Below are 22044 nucleotides of genomic sequence, written 5' to 3' on the forward strand. Positions count from 1 at the left end.
AATCAATAAACAAACAAATACCGGAGGTAGTAATGAAAATGGTAAGTAAAATGAAATCAGTCGTTGTAATCGGCGGAATTGCTGCAATGACTGTATTTCTGAGTGCTTGCGGCGGTCTTAGTGAAGCTCAGATCGCTGAACTCAATGCTTTAAAAAGTGAAGTTCAGTCTTTAGAGAATGAAGCTAATTCACTCAAAGAAGAAAGAGCAAGACTTGAAAAGCAGATTGAAGAACAGAACCGCAAACTTGCTGAATGCCAGAAGCAAAAGGATGAGACAAGAGCTAATCTTGAGAAACTTCCTAAATAATTAACTAACTAGATTTTTAAAAAAGTATCGGAGGAATAGTAATGAAGAAATTAAATTTAATCGGCATTCTTTCCCTGTTGTTCATCTTCTCTGCAGTAAGTTTTGCTCAGGAGATGACCGAAGAACAGTGGGAAGCAGAAATGAGCAGACTTAAAGCTAAAAAGGATGCTCTTACTCAGGAAATTAATGCTTTAAGGTCAGATATCGACAACCTTAAAGCTATGAATCTTCAGGATCCTGAAGAGTGCATTGATGAACTCTATCAGATGGTTGGCGCTAATAGAAATGATGTTGCTAACTTCAGACAAGCAGTCAATGAACTTGATGGAAAAATTAAAAGAAAAGAAGGTCCGAAAGCTGACAGACAGACTGACCTTGATGCTTTAAAGAAAAACAGAATCAGTGCATTACCGGAATTCTTCAACAAAGTTCATGTTGATATGCAAAGAGCATTAGACAACTGGGTTGAAGAACCAAAAGAAATTATGTACACCGTTGTTAAAGGTGATCACTTATGGGGAATTGCTAAAAAGAAAGAACATTATGGTAATGGTTTTGCTTGGCCTGTAATTTACAAAGCTAACAGAGACAAGATTAAGAATCCTGATTTGATTTATCCAAAACAAGTATTCAAGATTCCTAATCTTACTGAAGAAGAAAAAGCTAAATACGAAAAAATCAGAAAAAACTATAAACCAGCTCCGGTTCAATAGTTAACTTGTTTAATTTTTCTAAACATCAAAGCCCTTGTCTTTATTGATAAGGGCTTTTTGTATTTAAATGAATTATGACTGTAGTTGAAAAGAAAATTACTTTATCAAATGTAGATTTAGCTTCATTGCTTGGAGTTAATGATGCTAATCTAAACTTGCTTGAAGACAGATTTAATGCATCAATTACTGTTCGCGGTGATGTTGTAAGCATTAAAGGAGTGCTCGAAGAGGTAGAATCTATAGAAAAGATTTTAAAGGAAATGGTTTATGTTCTTAATACAAGTGGTAAATTGAATGCAAATGATGTTGAAACTATTCTGAACCTTACAGTAGAAGGCAAGGAGGTGGTTTCGGATAATGATTTCGAATCAATTATTCTTTATACTAAAAGTGATGTTGTTAAAGCCAAAACACCCGGACAGAAAAAGTATATTCAGATTGCACAAAAAAATGATATCTGCTTTGCAATTGGTCCTGCTGGAACAGGAAAAACCTATCTGGCAGTTGCCTTAGCAGTTTCTGCGCTTAAAAAAGGATTGGTGAAAAAAATAATTCTTGCTCGTCCGGCAGTTGAAGCTGGTGAAAGTCTTGGATTTTTACCAGGTGATTTCCAGGAAAAAATTGATCCTTATCTTCGTCCACTTTATGATGCACTTGATGAAATGCTTCCTACAGAAAAACTCAGAACCTATATTGAAAAGGGAATTGTGGAAATTGTACCGCTTGCTTACATGAGAGGTCGAACTTTGAATAATGCTTATGTTATACTTGATGAAGCACAAAATGCAACAGCTCTGCAAATGAAAATGTTTTTAACACGACTTGGTGCAAATTCTAAAGCTATCATTACCGGAGACATCACACAGATTGATTTACCATCAAAAACTAAAAGTGGTTTGATTCAGGCAAAAGAAATTCTGCAAGGTATTAATGGTGTCGGATTTGTTTACTTCGATAAAGAAGATGTTGTAAGACACAAGCTTGTTAAAGATATTATTAACGCTTATGAAAAATATTCTAACGGAAATGGTGATTAAGTAAGTTTATTGTTTTTACTTTCGTTCCAGTACTTGTCCATTTCTTCCAAATTCGAATCTGTAACTGATTTACCATTTTCTCTGAGTTTGCTTTCAATGTATTGAAATCTTTTTATGAATTTATTATTTGTGAATCTCAAAGCTTCTTCGGGATTTACTCCAAGAAATCTTGAATAATTCACCAATGCAAAAAACACATCACCAACCTCTTCTTCCAGTTTTTTTGAAAGTTTTTCAGCTTCTTCTTTTGAAACTGAATTCTTCTTTTTTTCATCAATCTCATGCATCTCCTGAATTTCCTCAATTACTTTTTTCCAGACATCAGCTTTATCAGTCCAATCAAAACCGACTTTTGCAGCTTTTTCCTGTAAGCGATGCGCTCTTTGCAAAGCTGGCAAATAAGGTGGAACGCCATCAAGAATTGATTCTCTGCCTTCCTCTAGTTTTATCTTTTCCCAATTTCTTTTTACTTCCTCTGAACCATTTACTTTGGTTTCTCCAAAAACATGCGGATGTCTTCGGATAAGTTTCTCTTTAATTGTTTCAATTACATCATCAATCGTGAAATGATTTTGTTCCTCTGCAATTACTGTATGAAATACAACATGTAATAAAAGATCTCCTAATTCTTTTTTCAAATCCTCATAATCCTTTTTATCAATTGCTTCAACAACTTCGTAAGCTTCTTCGATAGTAGCTGATTTGATTGAATCATTTGTTTGTTCTCTGTCCCACGGACATTCAACTCTTAATCGTTTAACTATCTGAACTAATTCATTAAATTTGGTTTGCGTCATTAAATCTCCTTTTTTTATGGCGAAAAATAGTTAAAAAATTTCAGTAAAATTTTGGAGTCGGATATGATTGAAGAAAAAATTAAACAGCTTGGATTTGAATTACCTGAAGTCGCCAAACCGTTGGCAGCATATATTCCCGCAAAGAAAGTTGGAAATCTTGTAATGACATCCGGACAAGTCCCAATCGTTAAAGGTGAAATGAAATTTGTTGGTAAAGTTGGGAAAGATTTATCGGAAGAGGATGGACAAAAAGCAGCCCAGGTTTGTGCATTAAACTGTCTTGCTGCAATTAAAAGTGTTGTTGGTTCCCTTGATGATATTGAAGAAGTAGTTAAGCTTACAGTATTTGTAAACAGCGCCGATGGTTTTACTGCACAACCTAAAGTTGCAAACGGTGCTTCGGAGCTTGTGGGAAAAATATTTGGAGATAATGGTTTGCATGTCAGAAGTGCTGTTGGGGTAAGTGAACTTCCTTTGAATGCTGCAGTTGAAATTGAAATGATTGTAAGAGTAAAGTAGTTATTGAATTTATTGATAATTGATTACACACAAAAAGAAATTATGAAAAGGGATTTGATATTTTTAACCGGATTTATGGCTTCAGGCAAAAGTACAATTGGACCAATATTAGCAAACACAATTGGTTGGGACTTTTTAGATCTTGATAAAGTAATCGAGGAAAAAACAAATAAAAAAATAGTCGAGATATTTAAGGAATATGGCGAGGAATATTTTCGGAAACTTGAATCACAAACTCTGAAGGAATTAACTAAGCTTTCAAAACATGTTATTTCTCTTGGTGGTGGAACAATCGAAAGCGAAGATAACCTGAACCAGATGAAGAAAAGTGGAATTCTGGTCTATCTTGAAACTTCTCCAGAGGCAGCTTATCGTAGACTGAGATTTAAGCGTGACAGACCAGCATTACTTTTTGATGATAACGAACCAACTAAAGAAGAATTTCTCAATCGTATTAACACGATTCTTAACCGAAGGTTGAAATATTACAATCAGGCAGATCTGAAAATAAATACTGATAACAAACCTGTGGGAATAACTGTTGACAAACTTGTAAAAATTCTCAGAAAGGATTTTCACATTGAAGAAAATTAATGTTAAAACAGAGAGTAAGTCTTACGATGTTTTAATCGGACAAAATGTTTTTTCTCAACTTATCAAAGATTTAAATAAAACTGATTTCAAAGTTTTGGTTGTTTGTGATAGCAATGTTTACAAGTTACATAAAAACAGAATAGATGATCTATTAAATTCAAAAAAAAATTTTTATGTCTACGCATTTAATTCTACCGAGAGAAATAAAAATCTCAGAAATACAGAATTGATTTATAAGTATTTATTGAAGAATAATTTCTCGAGAAAAGATTCTATTATTGCTCTTGGTGGTGGAATAGTTGGGGATGTCGCCGGATTTGTTGCAGCAACTTATATGAGAGGAATTCCTTTTTATCAGGTTCCTACAACACTTCTTTCAGTGGTTGATAGCTCTGTTGGCGGGAAAACCGGAATAAACTTTCTTGAAGTAAAAAACTTAATTGGAGCATTTTATCAACCAGAAAAAGTTTATGCTGATCTGAATTTTTTAGAAACTCTTCCTCTCAAAGAAATTATTTCAGGTGCCGGAGAAATATTTAAATATGCATTTCTTGCTGATGAAGAAAATTATCTTTTGATAAGAAATAAACTTGCTAAACTTCTTTCAGAAAAAAAGTTTGATGAAAATCTGGTTGCACAATGTATTAAACTTAAAGCAGCAGTTGTTGAGAATGATGAAAAAGAGATGTCGGGATTGAGAAAAGTATTAAACCTTGGTCATACATTTGCACATGCATTTGAGTCAACGATGAAATTTCAGATTAAACATGGAGAAGCTGTTATAGCAGGAATATTTGCTTCCTTAATTGTATCTAAAAAGCTTGGCTTAGTTTCGGAATCAGAAATGAAAAAATATTTGTCTGACTTTCAGTTTCTTCCTCTAAATAAAAAACTTTTTAATATTGATCTATGTACTGTTATTAAATTTATGAAATCGGATAAGAAAACTTCTGAAGGAAAAATTAAATTGGTTCTGATTTCAAAGCCGGGAAATGTTTTGATTGATGTATCTGTCAAAGAACAATTAGTAAAAAAATCATTGGAAGAATTGTTTGAAAGGTTCAGAGGTGTTTAAAAAGAAAACTGTTGGATGGTGAGGGCGACATCCAACAGTTTCGTGTGTCATTTTTGGAGGGATGCTATGCTTAAACTATTTCGTTATTTACTTGACAATGTTGGTGCCACTTATTTCGCTTTTTCTTTTATGCGTTTTTGTTAATTTTTTTAACGGAAAAACCATAATCTGGAAAAATTTACAGGTATTTTTCACTATTTACCGATTTGAAGGAGAAATAAAGGAGATTTTAAGATGACTGATTCAATCGTTAATACAGCTTTGGACTTGAGAGAAGAGATTATTAAACTAAAAAAAGATTTGAATGCTGTAATTCTCGCTCACTACTATCAGGAATCAGAAATTCAGGATATTGCCGATTTTGTTGGTGACAGTCTTGAATTGGCTAAAAAAGCAAAAGCAACTGATGCAGATGTAATAGTTTTTGCCGGTGTTCATTTTATGGCAGAGACAGCAAAAATTCTGAATCCAAATAAACTGGTTTTAATACCTGACCTGGAAGCAAGCTGTTCATTAGCCGAAGGTTGTCCTGCTGATGAGTTTAAAAAATTCAGAGAAGCACATCCCGATCATATTGCAATTACATACATCAACTGCACGGCAGAAGTTAAAGCATTGAGTGATATTATTTGCACTTCAAGCAATGCTGAAAAAATTATCAGTCAGATTCCTGTTGATAAGCCAATTTTATTTTCGCCAGACAGAAATCTTGGTAAATATCTAATCAAAAAAACGGGACGAGAAATGCTTCTTTGGGAAGGAAGCTGCATCGTTCACGAGACATTCAGCGAAAGAAAAATTTTGGAACTTAAAGTAAAATATCCTGATGCTAAACTTATTGCTCATCCGGAGTGTGAAGAACCTGTATTAATGCATGCCGATTTTATTGGTTCAACTAGTAAGTTGTTGAAGTTTATTCAGGAGGATGATTCAAACAGTTACATAGTTGCAACTGAAACAGGAATAATTCACCAGATGAAAAAAGCCAGACCAGATAAAAATTTTATTCCGGCACCACCTCAGGATGAATCCTGTTCTTGCAATGAATGTCCATATATGAAATTGAATACTATGGAAAAAGTTTACTTGTGTATGAAAAACAAATTCCCTGAAATTGTAATGGATGAAGAACTGCGGCTCGGAGCTCTCAAACCAATTGAGCGAATGCTTGAAATGAGTTAATGACTAACATTTCTTCAATAGAATTTTGAAGACAGTACCTTCATTTGGAATTGATGATTTAACAAAAATTTTTCCGCCGTGATAACCTTCAATTATTCTTTTTGAAAGACTTAACCCTAAACCCCAACCGCGTTTCTTTGTGCTATAACCTGGTCTGAAAACATCTTTTCTTCTCTTTAAATCAATACCTTTTCCGTTATCAGCAACTTCCACCTCTGCAAATTTTTTACCTTCAATAATGTTTATAGCAATCAAACCGTTTTTATCTTCAATAGCATCAAGAGCATTTTTAATAAGATTTTCAATAACCCATTCAAATAAATCAGAGTTTATCATCGCACAAAGATTTTTATCTCCTTTTATTTGCAGTTCAACTGTTTTGCCTGTTTGTGGTAATCTTCTGTTAAAATAGTCGGTTACTTTAGTTACTTCTTCAAAAAGATTTTGTGGTTTTAAATCAGGTTTGCTACCAATTTTTGAAAATCGAATAGTAATCTTATTTAGTTTTTCTACATCATTAGAAATTTCTTCTGCAATGTCTAATACCTTATTCGGATCGTTGTAATTAAGTTTTAGCATTTCAAGCCAACCCATCAGACTTGAAATCGGTGTTCCAAACTGATGTGCAGTTTCTTTCGCCATTCCAACCCAGATATTGCTCTGCTCAGATTTTTTGATATAACTGAATCCGATATAACCAAGAAGAATAAACAATCCTGCAATCGCAATTTGAAGATAGGGATAAAACTGAAGTTGTTTAATGAGTTCCGAATCACCATAATGAATTCTGGTAAGGATTAGAGTATCAGCATAGGTAATATTGATTGGCGGATGAAGTTCATCCATTTCTTTCATCATTTTATAAAGAAATTCTTCCTGCTGTTTTCTTGAAAGAGTTGAATCAAGTTTAATATTCCTTAAATCAGATTTACTATCCAGATTGATGTTATCATCTTTATCTGTTAAGATGAGCGGGAAGTCAATCGGTTTAATGATATTATCAAAAAGAAAAGTTATATCCGCATCAGGATTATCGGTATTAGCAATATACTCAATGCCTTTTGCATAAAGTTCAACAATCTGTCTTTCTTTTTCCTGAAGCTTAGAAACTAATTGATTTGTGTAGTACAAAGTTCCGAAAGCAATTGCCAATGCAATCAATATCAGAATTAGCTTTAAGTTAACAGAGGCAGGACCGCCTGACATTTTCATAATTGTAATAAATTTTTTTCAAAAGATCATATCTGAATTAACAAAAATCCAGACGATAAAAACTGACTGATAAATTTATTATCGGGTCACCCAGAAAGTTTGTTTTCTTTTCGGACCAACCGAAACAATGCTGATATTAATTCCGGAATGCTTTGCTATAAAATTCAGATAGTTTTTGGTTTTCTCGGGCAAAGAATCATAATCTGTACAATTGGAAATATCTTCCATCCAACCATCAACTTCTTCGTAAATTGGTTTTACATTGTTCAGATGTTCAACATTTGTTGGGAAAGTTTTTAATCTTTTACCGTTCAATTCGTAACCAATACATACTTTTATTTTTTCGTAATTGCTTAGGACATCAAGTTTTGTTACGGCAGCGGATGTAATTCCATTTATCATTTTAGAATATGAAACAAGAAATGCATCGAACCATCCACAACGACGAGGACGACCTGTTGTTGCACCAAACTCCGCTCCTATTTGTCGAAGTCTTTCACCTTCTTCATCTGTAAGCTCGGTTGGGAATGGACCGTTTCCAACACGAGTAGTATATGCTTTAACAATTCCGATTACTGAATTAATTCTTGTTGGTGGGATTCCTGTTCCTGTGCAAGCACCACCTGAAGTCGGATTGCTTGAAGTAACAAAAGGATAAGTCCCGTGGTCAACATCCAGGAATGTTCCCTGTGCACCTTCAAGCAATACTGATTTACCTTCGTCAAGTGCCTGATTCAAATATGCAGGAACATCTTTTATGTATTTATCTATTGCTTTATCAAATTCGAGATATTGTTTTACAATCGCTTCAACATCCAAACCTTCGTGTGAATAGATTTTCTGAAGTAAATCATTTTTTTCCTTAAGGTTCATTCTGATTTTTTTCTCAAGCTCAGTTCTATTCAACAAATCTACAATTCTGATTCCTTTACGGGCATACTTATCAATATAACACGGACCAATCCCTCTGCCTGTGGTTCCGATTTTCTGTTCGCCAAGTTCACTTATTGAATCGAGAAGTTTGTGATAAGGCATTATAAGATGAGCATTCTGACTGATAAACAATCTTCCTTCAACACTTATTCCGTGTGATTCGAGAAGAGCTATTTCCTCCAGCAAAGCCTGTGGGTCAATAACCACTCCGTTGCCTATAACACAAATTACATTTTCTCTTAGAATGCCTGATGGAATTAAATGAAGGATATATTGTTTATCGCCAATCATCACAGTGTGTCCGGCATTAGCACCACCCTGATAACGGGCAACTATATCAAAATTTTCACTTAGTATATCAACAATTTTTCCTTTGCCTTCATCGCCCCACTGCGAGCCGACTAATACGGTTGCACTCATTTGATTTCCTATTAAGATGGGATTTTATTGAACAAAATAATGCTCCGGTTTTTGATCCGGAGCTTTTAATCTAATTATTATTCACCTAAGCTTTTAACAGCTTCATCAACGGATTCGTAGGTTTCAAAAATTGTAATGAGTTTTGTAATAATGAGAAGACTTTCAATCTTATCGCCAACATTGGCAAGTTTAAGATTTCCATTTTCTTTTTTCATTGTTGTTAATCCGCTGATTAACATTCCCAGTCCAGAGCTATTCATAAATTTAACTCCGGAAAGATCAATTATTACATTTTTCTTGCCTTCATCAATCAGTTTGTGTAAGAGCTGATTAAATTCTTTCGTGTCATCTCCGCCCATAACATCACCTTTGAGCTCAACAACAACTGCATTATACTTTTCATAAGTTTTAATTTTCATAGATAATCTCCTAAAAATGTTTGTGTGAAATTAAAGAAGCAGTGTTACTCATGCAAGTTTGTTTTATCATATTTATCCGCCAATCATCATTTTATCTAACACTTTTTATTTTTACAGTGTATTTTAGGAACAACTAAAATAAAACATCGTCTAAACCCTATGAATTCTGATAATAAAAAAGAAGATATGGAACAGCCCAAAATATTAACTCTTGATGACGATTTTTCGTTAATCAAACAATTTATTGATGGTGATGATGATGCCTTCAAAGTTCTTGTAAACCGGCATAAGGAAAAGGTTCGTAACATTATTTATCTTACTTTGATGGAACCTGATGTAATTGATGATATTGCTCAGGATGTTTTTATTACAGTATTCAAAAACCTTAAACACTTCAGGTTCGAATCTCAATTCACGACCTGGCTTTATAGAATTACTGTTAATAAGTGTAAAGATTATCTTCGTAAAAAAGCTGTCAGAAGAATATTTTCACCAATAAAAGATGAAGAAGAAGATATCGCTTCTTTCAGAATAAATGAAGATCCTGATATCAAAGAAATTGTCAGAAATGCAATTGCTCAGCTACCTGATAAGCTGAGGATTCCATTAGTGCTCAGAGATATGGAAGGATTCAGTTATCAGGAGATTGCTGAAACACTTAACTGTGAAATTGGAACTGTTAAATCAAGAATTTTCAGGGCAAGAGAAGCTCTGCGGAAAATTCTTGAACCACTTGAAAAGGAGTTGTTTGTATGAAAAATAACCGATACGATATTGAAATGCTTTCAGCTTATCTTGATGGAGAACTTTCTCCAAAAGAAAAAATCTATATTGAAGAAAAAATTAAATCATCACTCGAACTTCAGAGAAAGTTACACGAGCTGAAGAGACTAAAATCTGTAACAAACGAATCCAAACCTAAGTTGGAAGAATCATTTTACTTTGAAGAACGATTGATGGCTTCGCTCAACTCAGCACACAGCAAATCTGAGAAAATAAAAAAGTGGATTCCTGCATTTACTTTTTCAGGATTGGCTATCGCTTTAATTTTTGTTTTGAGTATCAATCCACAGTTTATTAAAAACATAATCGAACAACAGAAGGGAAATCTTGCTGATTTTTACAAATCGAATCTTAAACCTTTACTTTATACAGCTAATCTTTCGAGTGAGGATATTTTTAATTTTGCTTTGAATGAAGAACTTCCGCTCGATCCTTCAAACTCTCAGATTCTTAAATTGAGTTATGATCCAAGTGGTAAAGAATATCTTGAAATAAAACAAAACTCTGAAGCCCGCTCAAAAGAGAATCTGAAGAATTTTGTCAATGCACTTGAATTAAATGAACAGGAAAGGTCTCAAATGGATTCTTTGCTCAAAGTTTATTCTGAAAAAATATCATCTCAGGTTTTAGTAAGCGACAAAAATGCAATTGCTGTAAATCCTAATATCTGGAATCTCCGTAAAGCAGTTCTTGCAGATATTCTCTCATTTGCAAAAAAACATGGTAATGAAAATTTCCAGAAAATTGCTCCGGTCGGAAACCTTCCGGTTGTTGATAAGAATATTGTCTGGTTAGAAAAAGTGAAGACAGATTCACCGAAAGATTTTATTATTGTTACTCCTGATACAGTATTCTCAACAGAAATTAATGTTGATATGGCTGAGCTGGACAGAGAAATGAAAAAGGTTGCTCAGGAATTGAAGAAAATTGAAAAGGAAAACAGTAAGCAGAAAATTGTTTTCAAATTCAAGACAGATAGTACATTAGCTAATCTGAAAGACAAAATAAAATCTGATGAGAACTTCAGAATATTCGTTCACAATAACGGTGTTCAGGTTCATCTTGAAAAATTTGATGTTCCTGAAGTTGAATTACCAAACTTCGATTCAATTGCCTCAATAATAAGCGAAGCTACCAGAAATTTTTCTGTTGTTAATGTCGGACCACCAGCTCCACCAGAAGTTCCTGTTTCAAAGAATTTTCAATACAAGAGAGAGTACAATTACATTCCAAAAAATCACGAGGTAAATGTTGATTCTGTAATTGAAGAAAACAACAAGCGAATTGAATTAAACAATAAAAAACGAAAATCAAATACAACAAATTTTTATAATGATTCTTCATCAAAAGAAATAAAAGTAATGGTTGATAGCTTATTCATTAAACAGAATGAAGAATTAAGAAGACAAATTGAGCAGTTAAGAAAAGAAATTGAGAAGTTCAGGCAGGATATGCAGAACCTTAAGAATAAAGAAAAGATACAGGAATATGAAGAAATCATTAAAATGCTCGAGGATCAGATAGAAATCTGATTTTCTGAGCTTTCCACCTATCAATTTATTTTACCGCTTATTTTGATTAAGCCCGCTTATAATTCATTCCTTTGTGTTTTAATTACTTTAGTTTAATTTTCTGTTGAACAAGAAATACTAATGAATGTATCTCAACAGAATTTATAAAAATTTTCATCTGACTATCAGTATAATATCAGCACTGCTATTATTCTTTATAGTAACATTAAAAGCAGGAAATACTTCCACTATTTTCTCAGTGTTGCAGGATTTAGTTGCAATTACATTATTATTCTCTCTGTCTGTTCAGATTAAAGAATATATAAGAATTAATAAAATATCTTTTCTTAGTCTTACTTTTGCAGTGGCTGTATTACTTGGCATTCTGTTAATGTCTATCTGGACAGCTCAGATGTTTATGGATAATTTAGTTCAAAAATTAAATGCAGAGTTGTCTGTTTTTAGTTTTGCCTCTAATGTTGTTGGAATAATCTATTTCTGCATTTTTGCTTTCGGATTAACTTTCATTTTTGTTGTACTGAAAGAATTTTACTACTCGAAAAGAATTAAATACAATCCTATCTATTTTCAGCTGTTAATTGCATTTGGAATCCTTTCAGCTTTATCATTCACAATATTCCAGGAAATAAATCAAGCTGTTTCAACCGCGTTTATGGTTGTTACCATTCTTCTGATCGTAAAAAATTCTTTCGGTATTTCCTGGATTGCTTTTTTAAACAAAAAAGAAAAGTATAAACTTTTACTTATCTCATTGGCAATTACTGTACTTGCTTCGGTTTTGGTTGGATACTCTGCCGATATTTCACTTCATTCAGAAACTTTGAAATCCTATTCGACAGGATTTAACAGAATCGCTCTTCTGATTTTGATTTATAGTTTAGTTTACTTCGGCGTATTGTTTTTTACTGTATTATTTCATTTGCCAACAGCGGAAGCTTTTGATAGAAAAGCAGAAGAAGTTTCTTCATTACATTTATTTTCTACTTTGATAAATCAGGTTATTGATTTTGATGAACTTGCTGATACAATAACTGACCTGACGAGAAAGGTCAGCACTGCGGATGCATCCTGGATTGTAATGAAAAACGGAAATACTTATGAAACAATATCTCTAAAAAATATTTCTGAAAAAGATATTACTGAGATTAATAACTATCTTCTTTATTCCGGTGAATGTAAAAATCTTACCAAAGCAAAAATTTGTTCTATTGAAAAATCGTCAGTAAAATCTAAATTAAGTGAGCACCTGAGTTCGGTTATAATTTCTCCACTTAAAACTCAAACCGAAGTTAAGGGCTATCTTCTGGCTGCAAGAAAAAGCGGACTTTTATTTTATGATGATGAAGCAAAAGCAATAAATGCTTTCTCTGAATATGCTTCAATTGCTCTGGAGAATTCAAGATTATTAAAAGAGTCAATCGAAAAGGAAAGACTGGAAAAAGAACTTGATGTTGCTCGTGAAATGCAGAGAAAACTGCTACCAGCAAATGATCCTAAATTTAATGAGCTTCAGATAAGCTCAATATTTATTCCTGCATTTGAAGTCGGTGGAGATTTCTTTGATTATTATACAGACAAAGAAAACGAATTTTCATTTATCATTGGAGATGTTGCAGGCAAAGGAATCTCAGCAGCGTTTGTAATGGCTGAAATCAAAGGAATATTCGAATCTCTATCAAAAATTTTAGCATCACCAAAAGAAATTTTAGTTAAAGCCAACAGAATTTTATCAAGAACTCTTCATCGTAAAAACTTTGTAAGTGCTCTTTATGGAAAAATTAATTTCATTACATCCGAATTTGAATTTGCAAGAGCTGGTCACTGTCCGGCTTTATTAATCAGAGATGGTGAAATAATTAAATATCAACCAAAGGGATTAGCACTAGGTTTGGATTATACTGAAAGCTTTTCTGAGAATCTCGATGATTTAAAAATTAAATTGCGGATGAACGATACACTTATCTTTTATACGGACGGAATAACAGAATCAAAGAATCAGAATAATGAAGATTTTGGAGACAACAGATTTGTTGAAACTATCAAACGCAATCTTGATAAGAATATCGAACAGATTGCAAGGGAAATAATATCTGAAGTATCTATTTTTGCGAACAATTCAACTCAGTATGATGATATAACTTTACTTATATTAAGGTGGAATAAAAATTAAAAGGATTAATAAATGGCAGAATTTAACACAACTCTGAAAGAACAAGGCGATATCAGCATCATCAAACTCAAAGGATATTTAGATGCTCATACAGCTCCTGTTCTTGAAAACAAATTCAATGAACTGATAAACAACAATAAATATAAAATTGTTGTTGACTTCCGGGATCTTGCTTACATAAGCTCAGCAGGATTGGGAGTGTTTATGGCTTACATTGAAAAAGTACGCGAGAATCAGGGCGATATAAAACTTGCCTCAATGAGTGACAAGGTTTACAACATTTTTGATCTTCTTGGTTTTCCGCTTTTGTATGAAATTTTTAAGACTGAAGAAGAAGCGATAAAAAAATTCAGCGAGTAACATTTTGAAAACAGATAAACTAATAGTAAAAAGCAGAACTGAAAATCTCTCGAAGATTAGAGATTTCATCAGTGAAAATGCCTCAAGAGCGGGCTTCAGCAAGGATGATATTGATAATATGATTCTTGCTGTTGATGAAGCTTGTACAAATGTTATTAAGCATGCTTACAAATTTTCTCCTGATGGAGATATAATTATCGAAATCAAACAGGATAAATCTGCTTTTACTATTACGATTGAAGATAACGGGATTTCATTTGACCCTGATGTTGTACCTTCACCCGATCTTCAGAAATATTATCGGGAGCATCGTGTTGGTGGGCTTGGAATGTATTTGATGAAAACTCTGATGGATGAAGTAAAATACAAATCTGTTCCTGGAAAGTTTAATCGTGTTTCCCTTACAAAAAAAATAAAAGCTGCTTAGCAATGTCAGAAGTTGAAAACTTAAAAGTTAAACGAAACTTAACTGCACTCATTGAATTCAGCAGAGTTATCAACTCAAGTCTCGAACTTGAATTTATTCTGAACAATGTATTACTCACCTGCCTCGGAAAATTTTTAGCAATAAGAGGTTTGGTAGCATTAAAGGAAGGCAATCATTTCCAAATCAAACTTTCAAAAGGAATTCCTGATGAAGTTCTCTCAATCTTTCCTGATGTTACTGCTGATAAAGATTGTGAAATGAAGGAAGAACTAAACAGCTTTTTTGAATCTGCACATCTAAAAATCTGTGAAAGAATCAGTTCATCTGTTGGATGTATTGGTTTTGTTTGTCTTGGAGAAAAATTAAATGGTAAAGAATACACCGATGATGACAGAGAATTTCTTAAAACAATTCTTAATATTGCAGCAACAGCGATACAGAATTCCTTAGTTGTTCAGGAACTGAAAAAAGTAAATCGTGAACTTGATTCCCGTATTCAAAGATTAAATTCTTTGTTTGAACTCAGTAAAGAATTTGGTTTGTTTTCCGAATCAACAAAAGTATCACGCTTACTTGTTTACTCTTTAATGGGTCAGTTCCTTGTTTCAAATTATGCGATATTAAACTTTGAAGGCTCAGCAATTCAGGTTCTTGAATCTAAATTTCAGATTGATGAGCTTCTGAGCAAATTGCGAAAGTATGATTATCTTAAAATTGAAACGCCACTTAATCGTACAAAGCTTGAAAAATCTTATCCTGAACTTTTTGAAATTGGAATTCAATTGATTGTTCCGATGCAGATTCAGGGTAAAGTGAAGGGATTAATAATTCTTGGTAAACGAGTTAACAATCTTGATTACTCCGATTATGATATTGAGTTTATTTATTCAGTCGGAAGTCTTGCAATAATTTCGCTTGAGAACAGAAGATTGTTCAAAGAAGCTTTGGAAAAACAAAAGTTAGAAGAAGAACTTGAATTTGCAAGAGAGATTCAACAGAATCTGTTGCCTTCACAAATTCCTGCCACAAATAATTTTGATATAGCTGCAATTAATCTTCCTTCAAAACAGGTTGGCGGAGATTATTTCGATATCATAAAAGTTGATGAAGGAAAATACATCATAGCAATTGCTGATGTTTCTGGCAAAGGAATTCCGGCTTCATTACTGATGGCGAATATGCAGGCGTTCCTGCAAGTTATTAGCAAGCAGAATATTGATATTGCAACTGCAACAGGATTAATAAATGATTTGATTTCTCAAAATACTTCGGATGGAAGATTCATTACTTTTTTCTGGGCATTACTTGATGATAATGAAAAAAGATTAACCTATGTTAATGCCGGACACAATCCTCCGATACTTGTTCGCAATAATGAGATAATCAGATTTTCCGAAGGAGGAATTATTCTTGGTGTTATGAAAACTCTTCTTCCATATAACAGTAATTCAATTCAACTTGAAAGCGGTGATAAAATAATAATGTTCACTGATGGTGTTTCAGAGGCAATGAATCCTTTCTCACAGGAATTTTCCGAAGAACGACTTGAGAAAATTGCACTCAGTACTTCGCAACTCACATCAAATGAAACACTTAAAAAAATAAGAGAAGAAATTGAAAAATTTGTTGAAGGTGCACCGCAATCTGATGATTTAACCATGATGATCATTAGAGTAAGATAGCTATGAATAAATTAAGGACTTTCTTTTTCAGAAACAGAGTTAGATTAGTAGGATTACTGACAATAATTTTATTGTTTCTGGAAGTTATAAATATTTATGTTTCGTTTAATATAAATGTTACTTCAAATGATGAATGTCTGTGGCTGGGTAAAAAAGTAAATCAGGATAGTGTTGCGTATTATTTCACTAAAGTTAAAGTGGGTGGAGTAAGTTGGGAAGCCGGAATAAGAGATGGCGATCAACTTATAAGCATAAATAATTATAATGTATTAAATGATCAGCAGGCTCAGATTGTTTTGAATACTGTAAAAAGCGGTGATTATGCTGATTATGTTGTTAAAAAACCTGATGGAACAATTCTTAACACAAAAGTAAAAATCAAAAAGCTCTTAAACTTTGGTGCTCTAACTTTTAACATAAGTGCACTTATCTGGTTGCTCATTGGATTTATGGTTTATTCAGTCAAACCAGACGGCAGACAACAAAGATTATTCTACCTTCTTTCCATTACATTTGTATTAACAACATTTTTCAATTTCTTTCCGCAAAATATTAGTCTGTTCGAAATTGTTCAGACCTATCCAATCGGAAGTTTAATAGTTTATATATTAGCTTCAATAGGAGCTTCTGCGCTGCCATTTACATTTCTTTATTTCATCTGGAATTTTTTCAAGCCAATTGAATTTGCTCAGAATAAGTGGGTAAAAGCCTTATTCATTATTCTGCCATCACTACTGTTTCTTTATTCAATGTCACTTATAGTAGAATTCTGGAATCTTGATCTACGAATTCTAATGGATTTCAGAAAATATCAGAATCTTACCGCAATTGTTAATACCATTACGAATATTACAGCAGGAATTACCTTAGTTGTACTATTCTTAAAAGAGGAAGATAAGCATAAGAGAAAACCAATTTTGCTGATAATTTTTTCTTTTGTATTTGCGCTTGCAGTTCAGATTTATTTAGCTACAATAGCACCGGCTTTAGCAGATACAATTTTCAACTCTCCTGAGTATTATTTCCCGGTGATTTTGCTAATACTTGTTCCGATGATTTTTGCTTATGCAATCTTCAAATATCATCTTCTCGATGTTAGTGAAGTTGTTAAGAATACTATTTTTTATAGTGTTGCTACAGCCACCGTAGTTGCGATTTACTTCTTATCTATTTATGGTTTAGGACAAAGCTTAAGTAGTCTTATTGGATTTGGCAACGAAGGAATCATTGCAATAGTTCTCTTTATGATTTTTGCGATAAGATTTCAATCAACTAAAGAAAAAGCATTAAAATTTTTAACTGAAAAATTTTATCCGGAGCAATTCGCTTTTCAGAATGTGTTGATAAAATTCAGTAATGAAATTTCTACAGTGGTTGGAAAGGAAAAAATTCTAAATCTGACACTGAATACTTTTGTTGGTTCACTTAAGCTTAAGAAATTTGCAATCTTATTGAATGATGATAAATCTGATATTCTAAAACTTGTCAGACATCATGGTCTTAGTCATACTGATTGCGAGCTGGATAAAAATTCTATTTGGAATTTTTACTATTCTAGTCTTGAAATCAAAGAGTACCCTGAGATAAGCAGAGAAAATTTTAATCAAATGTTTGGAGAAAAATCTGAAACGCTGACTGAAGAAGAAATTTTTACAATAATTCCTTTGATTGTAAAATCAAAAGTTATTGGCGCTTTATTGTTTGGTCTGAAACATTCCGGCTCACAGTTTTCCGGAAAAGATATTGAACTTCTTTATGCTGCAGCGAATCAGTTAGCCATCGCAATCGAGAATGCCCGCTTATATCAAAGCGAAGTTGAAAAACAAAAAATTGAGCACGACCTTGAGCTTGCAAGAAATATTCAAAAAGGACTTTTACCTTCCTGCGTCCCGAATTTGAATGGACTTGATATTTGCGGAATAATGTTACCAGCAATGCATGTTGGTGGTGATTACTATGATTTAATACCAATTGGAGAAAACAAAATATTCGTAGCAGTTGGTGATGTTTCGGGAAAAGGGCTTTCGGCTTCACTTTATATGGCTAAGTTGCAAACTATAATTCAACTATATTGCAAAGAGGGAAGTTCTCCTCGTGAAATTCTGATTGAAGCAAATAAATTATTGTATAATTCTCTTGAGCCGGGTTCGTTCATAACATTAACTCTCGCTTTGTTTGATATAGAAAAAATGAAAGTAAAATTATGTCGCGCCGGACATTTACCTGTTTTAATCCACGACGATGAAGGAACACGACTTTTAAGAACTAATGGAATTGCGCTCGGGCTTGATAAAGGTTCACTGTTTGATAAACATTTGGAAGAGTCGGAAATAGAATTAAAGAGTGGACAACTGTTTTCATTTTTCTCTGACGGAGTTACTGAAGCTATGAATGAAAACGATGAATTGTTCGGCGAAGAAAGATTAATGAAAATTTTCTCTGAGAATAATCATCTGCATTCCACTTCAATTATGGATGAAATAGAGAAAGAAATAATTCAATTCAGAGGTAAAGCAGAGCAACACGATGATATGACAATGGTGATTGTAAAAGTTAAAAATTAATTTTAATAAAAGGAGGTAGAGCTATGAAGATATTATTTATTCTTGTCTTTTCTTTCATTTCAATTTTCCCGCAGGTAAATGTTCAGGAAACTCAGATTACGGATGGAGTCATTCATAAAAAAATTATCAATCAGAATGACACATTGGTAATTAATATTCTGAAAGTGGATATTAAAAAACCTGATTTGACAATCCGATCTGTAAAAGCAAATGAACTACTGAACACCAAAGAAACTACAAGTCAAATGGTTTCGCGATATAAACTCTCCGGATTTAATGTGATAGCTGCAATCAACGGTGATTTTTTTGAAGCTGATGGAGAAATAATCAGCAATATGATTTCAAACGGCGAAATTGTAAAAGCAGTTAAATTTTCTGACTCTCCTTTTAACTCATTTACAAACTCACAATTTGCATCTGATAATGAAGATAATTTATTCATTGATCAGTTTGTATTTAGTGGAAATTTAATTTTACCAAATGGAAATGTCGAGGAGATCAGAAGAGTAAATTCGGAAGCAGATAGTAATTCGATAACTGTTTATAATCATTTTCAAGGTAAGATTACTCCTGTTTCTCCCAAAGAATGGTTTGTAGTGGATTTCGTTTTATTTCCTTTACAGACTAATGGTGATACACTGATTTTCATTACAACTGCCAAAACAACTTTAAGAAATTATGAAATTCCTGCGCAGGGAATAATCCTTTCTGCAAATAATAAGTTTGCATACTATCTTGATAGAGAAATTAAAATTGGTGACACTTTAAAAATTATTTATAACTTTTCGCCAAAAGTAAAAAACATAAAGTCTCTTGTTGGTGGCTGGCCTGTTTTGGTTAAAGATGGAATGAATATGATTAGGAGGAATCCGGCAATTGAAGGAATAACAGAAAAATTTTCCGAACAGCGTCACCCAAGAAGTGGAATAGGATTTTCATCGGATAAAAGAACCTTATACTTTATTACTGTTGATGGAAGACAGCAAATGAGCAGAGGAATGACGCTTCTTGAATTCTCAAATCTGATGATTACTGAAGGTATTCACTTTGGATTAAATCTCGATGGAGGTGGTTCTACAACTTTAATTATAAATGATAAAGTTGTTAACAGTCCTTCTGACCTGACGGGCGAAAGACTTGTTGGGAATTGTTTGATGATTGTAAGAGAGTAAAATTTTTCAAAATGTTATGAAACTTTTTGCACTGTTCAGAATGAATATTTTAAGCTGAAAATTTCGTAATAATTTGAGTCAATCAAGTCAGGATTAGATTTTGCTTTATCAGTAGTTTCGGAAGAGTCATCAAATTTGATTACTGCTTTTCCTATAAAATAACCAATCAAAGCACCCATAATTGTATCAGACAACCAGTGATTATCGCTGTACATTCTCTGCCATACAGTTGAAAGAGCAAATGAATAGAGCGCTATTGTTGCATAAGTGTTATCAATTCTATCTGATAATATGGTTGATGTTGTAAATGCTACTGTCGAATGTCCGGACGGAAATGAAGTATAATCATTAGTAGTTTGAAAAAATCTGAAATCAAGATGTCCGTCATTTTTATATGGTCTGCTTCTGCCTGAAACAAATTTGATTAAAGTTGTAGTAACGCCAGCATAGAATAAACCTTCGATTAGCATCCTTCCTGTAACAGTTAAATCTTTGTTCTTCGTTATCCTTCCGCCAAAATAAAGAGTACCTGCAAAAATTCCTGCATAGGAAATTTCTCCATAGATTCTTCCAAATTCAGAAATGTAATCCAGAGTCTGTGATTTATTATTTAACCAAAACTCTCGGTTATCTTCATCCAATAAAGTTGCAGAAGCAGTAAGTGCTATCAAAGAACCAAAAGTAATCCAATCTTTATTATCAAACTTAGAAGGTGCTTGAAAAATATTTTTACCTGTATTAAAAAAAGATTTAATATCATCATTTAATGTTGGAAAATCCTGCGAAGAGTTTACCGTTGAATCAATAATTTGACTATAAACAGAAATATTAAAAATTATTAGTGCACTTAGAAAAAATTTCATTATCCAAAACTTTATCTGATTTGATGCAAAGATATTCTAATAAAACTTGTATGAAAAACTAATTCGAAAAGAAAATAAAAAAGCCGATGAAATATTTCACCGGCTTTTACAAAACTAAAAATATTTTTTACGAGAATTGAACTTTTTTCTTTGCTTTCTGAGCATAATCAAGAACTAATGCAGATGCAACAAATATTGATGAATATGTTCCGATTATAATTCCGAATAAAAGTGTGAAAGAGAATGCTCTTAAAACATCACCACCAAGAATAAAAAGTACGAATACTGCAAGAAGTGTGGTAAAACCAGTAATGATAGTTCTGCTCATTGTTTGATTGATGCTTTTATTTATTAACTCTTCCAAAGGCATTGTTTTATGAATTTTCATATTCTCTCTTATTCTATCAAACACAATTACTGTATCGTTAATCGAGTAACCAACAAGAGTTAAAAATGCTGCAACCACAGGAAGATCAATTTCAAGATTTAATCCCGGAATTACTCCATAAAGAACTGCATATAAACCAACTGTAATTAAAACATCATGGAAAAGTGCAGTAACAGCACCAACAGCAAAGATAAACTTGAACCTGAAACCGAGATAGATAAGAATTACAACAAGTGAAAGCAGCACTGCAAGCACAGCATCCCTTTTTAATTCTTCACCGATTTTTGGCCCAACTCTGTCTTCCTTAACAACCTGAAAAGGATTGTCTTTTACTTTTTCGCGCAGGACTTCTTTAATCCAGTCAGCAATACCAACTCTTACAAGCATTTGTTTATTATCAAGCTCCTCAGAAACTTTTCCTGTCTGAAAACCTTGTGCAAAAAGTTCTGCAATCATTGTGTTGGTTGTATCAGGATTAGTGAATTCTACTGTAATTGAGTTAATGGTAGAATCAACAATCTGATATGGAACACCTGGCATAATCTTATTAATATTTTCTCTGATTCTTTCAACAACTTTAGGATAAATTTCTTTTGGAATTTCCTGAAGTTCTGTTCTTACAAGTATTCCTGTTTCAGCACCAAATGTTCTTACTTCAACTGCGCCAAGTCCGATATTAGCAAGATCATTTCTAATCTTAGCTACATCAACCGGCTTTTCAAATTGAAGTACGATTTCACTACCACCTTTGAAATCTATTCCGAACACAAGTCCGCGAAATACTACATTCAGCATTCCGATAAGGAATAACACTAATGAAACGATGTAGAATGTTTTTCGCATTCCCATCCAATTGACATTTAAATTATGAAATATTCTCATTGAACTATAAAC

At 33.1% G+C, this 22044-nt stretch carries 21 protein-coding genes; 15 read left to right on the forward strand and 6 right to left on the reverse strand.

Features of this window, described 5'->3' with window-relative positions:
• Positions 1 to 32 precede the first annotated feature (32 nt).
• The 3 genes from Q0X14_RS14480 to Q0X14_RS14490 all read left to right on the forward strand — a co-directional run bounded on the left by Q0X14_RS14480 (position 33) and on the right by Q0X14_RS14490 (position 2058).
• Positions 33 to 308 carry a hypothetical protein gene (locus tag Q0X14_RS14480; protein ID WP_014559682.1) on the forward strand — a complete coding sequence of 92 codons (276 nt, stop codon included), beginning with the start codon at positions 33 to 35 and terminating at the stop codon, positions 306 to 308.
• 41 nt (positions 309 to 349) lie between these two features.
• On the forward strand, positions 350 to 1021 hold the full coding sequence (locus tag Q0X14_RS14485; RefSeq protein ID WP_297840133.1) for a LysM peptidoglycan-binding domain-containing protein: 672 nt from the start codon (positions 350 to 352) through the stop codon (positions 1019 to 1021).
• A gap of 74 nt (positions 1022 to 1095) precedes the next feature.
• Entirely contained in the window at positions 1096 to 2058 is a 963-nt protein-coding gene (locus Q0X14_RS14490; RefSeq protein ID WP_297840136.1) for a PhoH family protein, read from the forward strand.
• On the opposite strand, the gene mazG is transcribed toward Q0X14_RS14490, so the two are convergent.
• Positions 2055 to 2855, reverse strand: a complete 801-nt coding sequence (gene mazG, locus Q0X14_RS14495) for a nucleoside triphosphate pyrophosphohydrolase (protein ID WP_297840139.1) — start codon at positions 2853 to 2855, stop codon at positions 2055 to 2057. The genes Q0X14_RS14490 and mazG overlap by 4 nt on opposite strands.
• A gap of 63 nt (positions 2856 to 2918) precedes the next feature.
• On the opposite strand from mazG, the gene Q0X14_RS14500 reads away from it, so the two are divergent.
• The 4 genes from Q0X14_RS14500 (at position 2919) to nadA (ending at position 6225) form a co-directional block, all read left to right on the forward strand.
• Positions 2919 to 3374, forward strand: a complete 456-nt coding sequence (locus Q0X14_RS14500; protein ID WP_297840141.1) for a RidA family protein — start codon at positions 2919 to 2921, stop codon at positions 3372 to 3374.
• 42 nt (positions 3375 to 3416) lie between these two features.
• Positions 3417 to 3968 carry a shikimate kinase gene (locus tag Q0X14_RS14505; RefSeq protein WP_297840144.1) on the forward strand — a complete coding sequence of 184 codons (552 nt, stop codon included), beginning with the start codon at positions 3417 to 3419 and terminating at the stop codon, positions 3966 to 3968.
• A complete protein-coding gene (aroB, locus tag Q0X14_RS14510) occupies positions 3955 to 5043 on the forward strand; it encodes a 3-dehydroquinate synthase (RefSeq protein WP_297840149.1) in 1089 nt (362 codons plus the stop codon). Before Q0X14_RS14505 ends, aroB begins: the two co-directional genes overlap by 14 nt.
• 234 nt (positions 5044 to 5277) lie before the next feature.
• Positions 5278 to 6225 carry a quinolinate synthase NadA gene (gene nadA / locus Q0X14_RS14515; protein ID WP_297840152.1) on the forward strand — a complete coding sequence of 316 codons (948 nt, stop codon included), beginning with the start codon at positions 5278 to 5280 and terminating at the stop codon, positions 6223 to 6225.
• A gap of 3 nt (positions 6226 to 6228) precedes the next feature.
• Here the strand turns inward: nadA and Q0X14_RS14520 are convergent, their stop codons facing one another.
• From Q0X14_RS14520 to Q0X14_RS14530, 3 genes are all read right to left on the reverse strand, one after another.
• Positions 6229 to 7437, reverse strand: coding sequence for a HAMP domain-containing sensor histidine kinase (locus Q0X14_RS14520; RefSeq protein WP_297840156.1), 1209 nt, complete (start codon positions 7435 to 7437; stop codon positions 6229 to 6231).
• Positions 7438 to 7515: 78 nt separating this feature from the next.
• Positions 7516 to 8790, reverse strand: coding sequence for an adenylosuccinate synthase (locus Q0X14_RS14525; protein ID WP_297840158.1), 1275 nt, complete (start codon positions 8788 to 8790; stop codon positions 7516 to 7518).
• 77 nt (positions 8791 to 8867) lie between these two features.
• Entirely contained in the window at positions 8868 to 9209 is a 342-nt protein-coding gene (locus Q0X14_RS14530) for an STAS domain-containing protein (protein WP_014559692.1), read from the reverse strand.
• Positions 9210 to 9368: 159 nt separating this feature from the next.
• Here Q0X14_RS14530 and Q0X14_RS14535 point away from each other — a divergent pair, with 159 nt between their 5' ends.
• The 8 genes from Q0X14_RS14535 to Q0X14_RS14570 all read left to right on the forward strand — a co-directional run bounded on the left by Q0X14_RS14535 (position 9369) and on the right by Q0X14_RS14570 (position 19899).
• Positions 9369 to 9965 carry an RNA polymerase sigma factor gene (locus Q0X14_RS14535; RefSeq protein ID WP_297840163.1) on the forward strand — a complete coding sequence of 199 codons (597 nt, stop codon included), beginning with the start codon at positions 9369 to 9371 and terminating at the stop codon, positions 9963 to 9965.
• Positions 9962 to 11524, forward strand: a complete 1563-nt coding sequence (locus Q0X14_RS14540; protein WP_297840165.1) for a hypothetical protein — start codon at positions 9962 to 9964, stop codon at positions 11522 to 11524. The genes Q0X14_RS14535 and Q0X14_RS14540 overlap by 4 nt, the downstream gene beginning before the upstream one ends.
• A 124-nt stretch (positions 11525 to 11648) precedes the next feature.
• Complete coding sequence (locus Q0X14_RS14545) at positions 11649 to 13694, forward strand: SpoIIE family protein phosphatase (RefSeq protein WP_297840168.1); 2046 nt, start codon at positions 11649 to 11651, stop codon at positions 13692 to 13694.
• Positions 13695 to 13706: 12 nt separating this feature from the next.
• Entirely contained in the window at positions 13707 to 14054 is a 348-nt protein-coding gene (locus Q0X14_RS14550; RefSeq protein ID WP_297840171.1) for an STAS domain-containing protein, read from the forward strand.
• A 4-nt stretch (positions 14055 to 14058) separates the two neighbouring features.
• Positions 14059 to 14481 carry an ATP-binding protein gene (locus Q0X14_RS14555; protein ID WP_297840174.1) on the forward strand — a complete coding sequence of 141 codons (423 nt, stop codon included), beginning with the start codon at positions 14059 to 14061 and terminating at the stop codon, positions 14479 to 14481.
• Positions 14482 to 14483: 2 nt separating this feature from the next.
• The gene (locus Q0X14_RS14560; protein ID WP_297840176.1) at positions 14484 to 16163 is read left to right on the forward strand and encodes a SpoIIE family protein phosphatase; all 1680 of its coding nucleotides are present in this window, start codon (positions 14484 to 14486) and stop codon (positions 16161 to 16163) included.
• 2 nt (positions 16164 to 16165) lie between these two features.
• Positions 16166 to 18727, forward strand: coding sequence for a SpoIIE family protein phosphatase (locus tag Q0X14_RS14565; RefSeq protein ID WP_297840179.1), 2562 nt, complete (start codon positions 16166 to 16168; stop codon positions 18725 to 18727).
• A gap of 23 nt (positions 18728 to 18750) precedes the next feature.
• Positions 18751 to 19899, forward strand: a complete 1149-nt coding sequence (locus tag Q0X14_RS14570; RefSeq protein ID WP_297840181.1) for a phosphodiester glycosidase family protein — start codon at positions 18751 to 18753, stop codon at positions 19897 to 19899.
• Between the two features lie 35 nt (positions 19900 to 19934).
• Here Q0X14_RS14570 and Q0X14_RS14575 read toward each other — a convergent pair whose 3' ends face one another.
• The gene (locus Q0X14_RS14575) at positions 19935 to 20762 is read right to left on the reverse strand and encodes a phosphatase PAP2 family protein (protein ID WP_297840183.1); all 828 of its coding nucleotides are present in this window, start codon (positions 20760 to 20762) and stop codon (positions 19935 to 19937) included.
• 127 nt (positions 20763 to 20889) lie between these two features.
• A complete protein-coding gene (gene secF / locus Q0X14_RS14580) occupies positions 20890 to 22032 on the reverse strand; it encodes a protein translocase subunit SecF (protein WP_297840186.1) in 1143 nt (380 codons plus the stop codon).
• Positions 22033 to 22044: the final 12 nt, after the last annotated feature.

It is taken from the genome of Ignavibacterium sp., assembly GCF_025998815.1.
Classification (GTDB): Bacteria; Bacteroidota; Ignavibacteria; order Ignavibacteriales; family Ignavibacteriaceae; genus Ignavibacterium.

Excerpts from the sequence above, each read along its gene's own strand:
- Q0X14_RS14480 (WP_014559682.1), top strand. The coding sequence starts at position 33 with ATGAAAATGGTAAGTAAAATGAAATCAGTCGTTGTAATCGGCGGAATT.
- Q0X14_RS14485 (WP_297840133.1), top strand. The coding sequence starts at position 350 with ATGAAGAAATTAAATTTAATCGGCATTCTTTCCCTGTTGTTCATCTTC.
- Q0X14_RS14490 (WP_297840136.1), top strand. The coding sequence starts at position 1,096 with ATGACTGTAGTTGAAAAGAAAATTACTTTATCAAATGTAGATTTAGCT.
- mazG (WP_297840139.1), bottom strand. The coding sequence starts at position 2,855 with ATGACGCAAACCAAATTTAATGAATTAGTTCAGATAGTTAAACGATTA.
- Q0X14_RS14500 (WP_297840141.1), top strand. The coding sequence starts at position 2,919 with ATGATTGAAGAAAAAATTAAACAGCTTGGATTTGAATTACCTGAAGTC.
- Q0X14_RS14505 (WP_297840144.1), top strand. The coding sequence starts at position 3,417 with ATGAAAAGGGATTTGATATTTTTAACCGGATTTATGGCTTCAGGCAAA.
- nadA (WP_297840152.1), top strand. The coding sequence starts at position 5,278 with ATGACTGATTCAATCGTTAATACAGCTTTGGACTTGAGAGAAGAGATT.
- Q0X14_RS14520 (WP_297840156.1), bottom strand. The coding sequence starts at position 7,437 with ATGAAAATGTCAGGCGGTCCTGCCTCTGTTAACTTAAAGCTAATTCTG.
- Q0X14_RS14525 (WP_297840158.1), bottom strand. The coding sequence starts at position 8,790 with ATGAGTGCAACCGTATTAGTCGGCTCGCAGTGGGGCGATGAAGGCAAA.
- Q0X14_RS14530 (WP_014559692.1), bottom strand. The coding sequence starts at position 9,209 with ATGAAAATTAAAACTTATGAAAAGTATAATGCAGTTGTTGTTGAGCTC.
- Q0X14_RS14535 (WP_297840163.1), top strand. The coding sequence starts at position 9,369 with ATGAATTCTGATAATAAAAAAGAAGATATGGAACAGCCCAAAATATTA.
- Q0X14_RS14540 (WP_297840165.1), top strand. The coding sequence starts at position 9,962 with ATGAAAAATAACCGATACGATATTGAAATGCTTTCAGCTTATCTTGAT.
- Q0X14_RS14545 (WP_297840168.1), top strand. The coding sequence starts at position 11,649 with ATGTATCTCAACAGAATTTATAAAAATTTTCATCTGACTATCAGTATA.
- Q0X14_RS14550 (WP_297840171.1), top strand. The coding sequence starts at position 13,707 with ATGGCAGAATTTAACACAACTCTGAAAGAACAAGGCGATATCAGCATC.
- Q0X14_RS14560 (WP_297840176.1), top strand. The coding sequence starts at position 14,484 with ATGTCAGAAGTTGAAAACTTAAAAGTTAAACGAAACTTAACTGCACTC.
- Q0X14_RS14565 (WP_297840179.1), top strand. The coding sequence starts at position 16,166 with ATGAATAAATTAAGGACTTTCTTTTTCAGAAACAGAGTTAGATTAGTA.
- Q0X14_RS14570 (WP_297840181.1), top strand. The coding sequence starts at position 18,751 with ATGAAGATATTATTTATTCTTGTCTTTTCTTTCATTTCAATTTTCCCG.
- Q0X14_RS14575 (WP_297840183.1), bottom strand. The coding sequence starts at position 20,762 with ATGAAATTTTTTCTAAGTGCACTAATAATTTTTAATATTTCTGTTTAT.
- secF (WP_297840186.1), bottom strand. The coding sequence starts at position 22,032 with ATGAGAATATTTCATAATTTAAATGTCAATTGGATGGGAATGCGAAAA.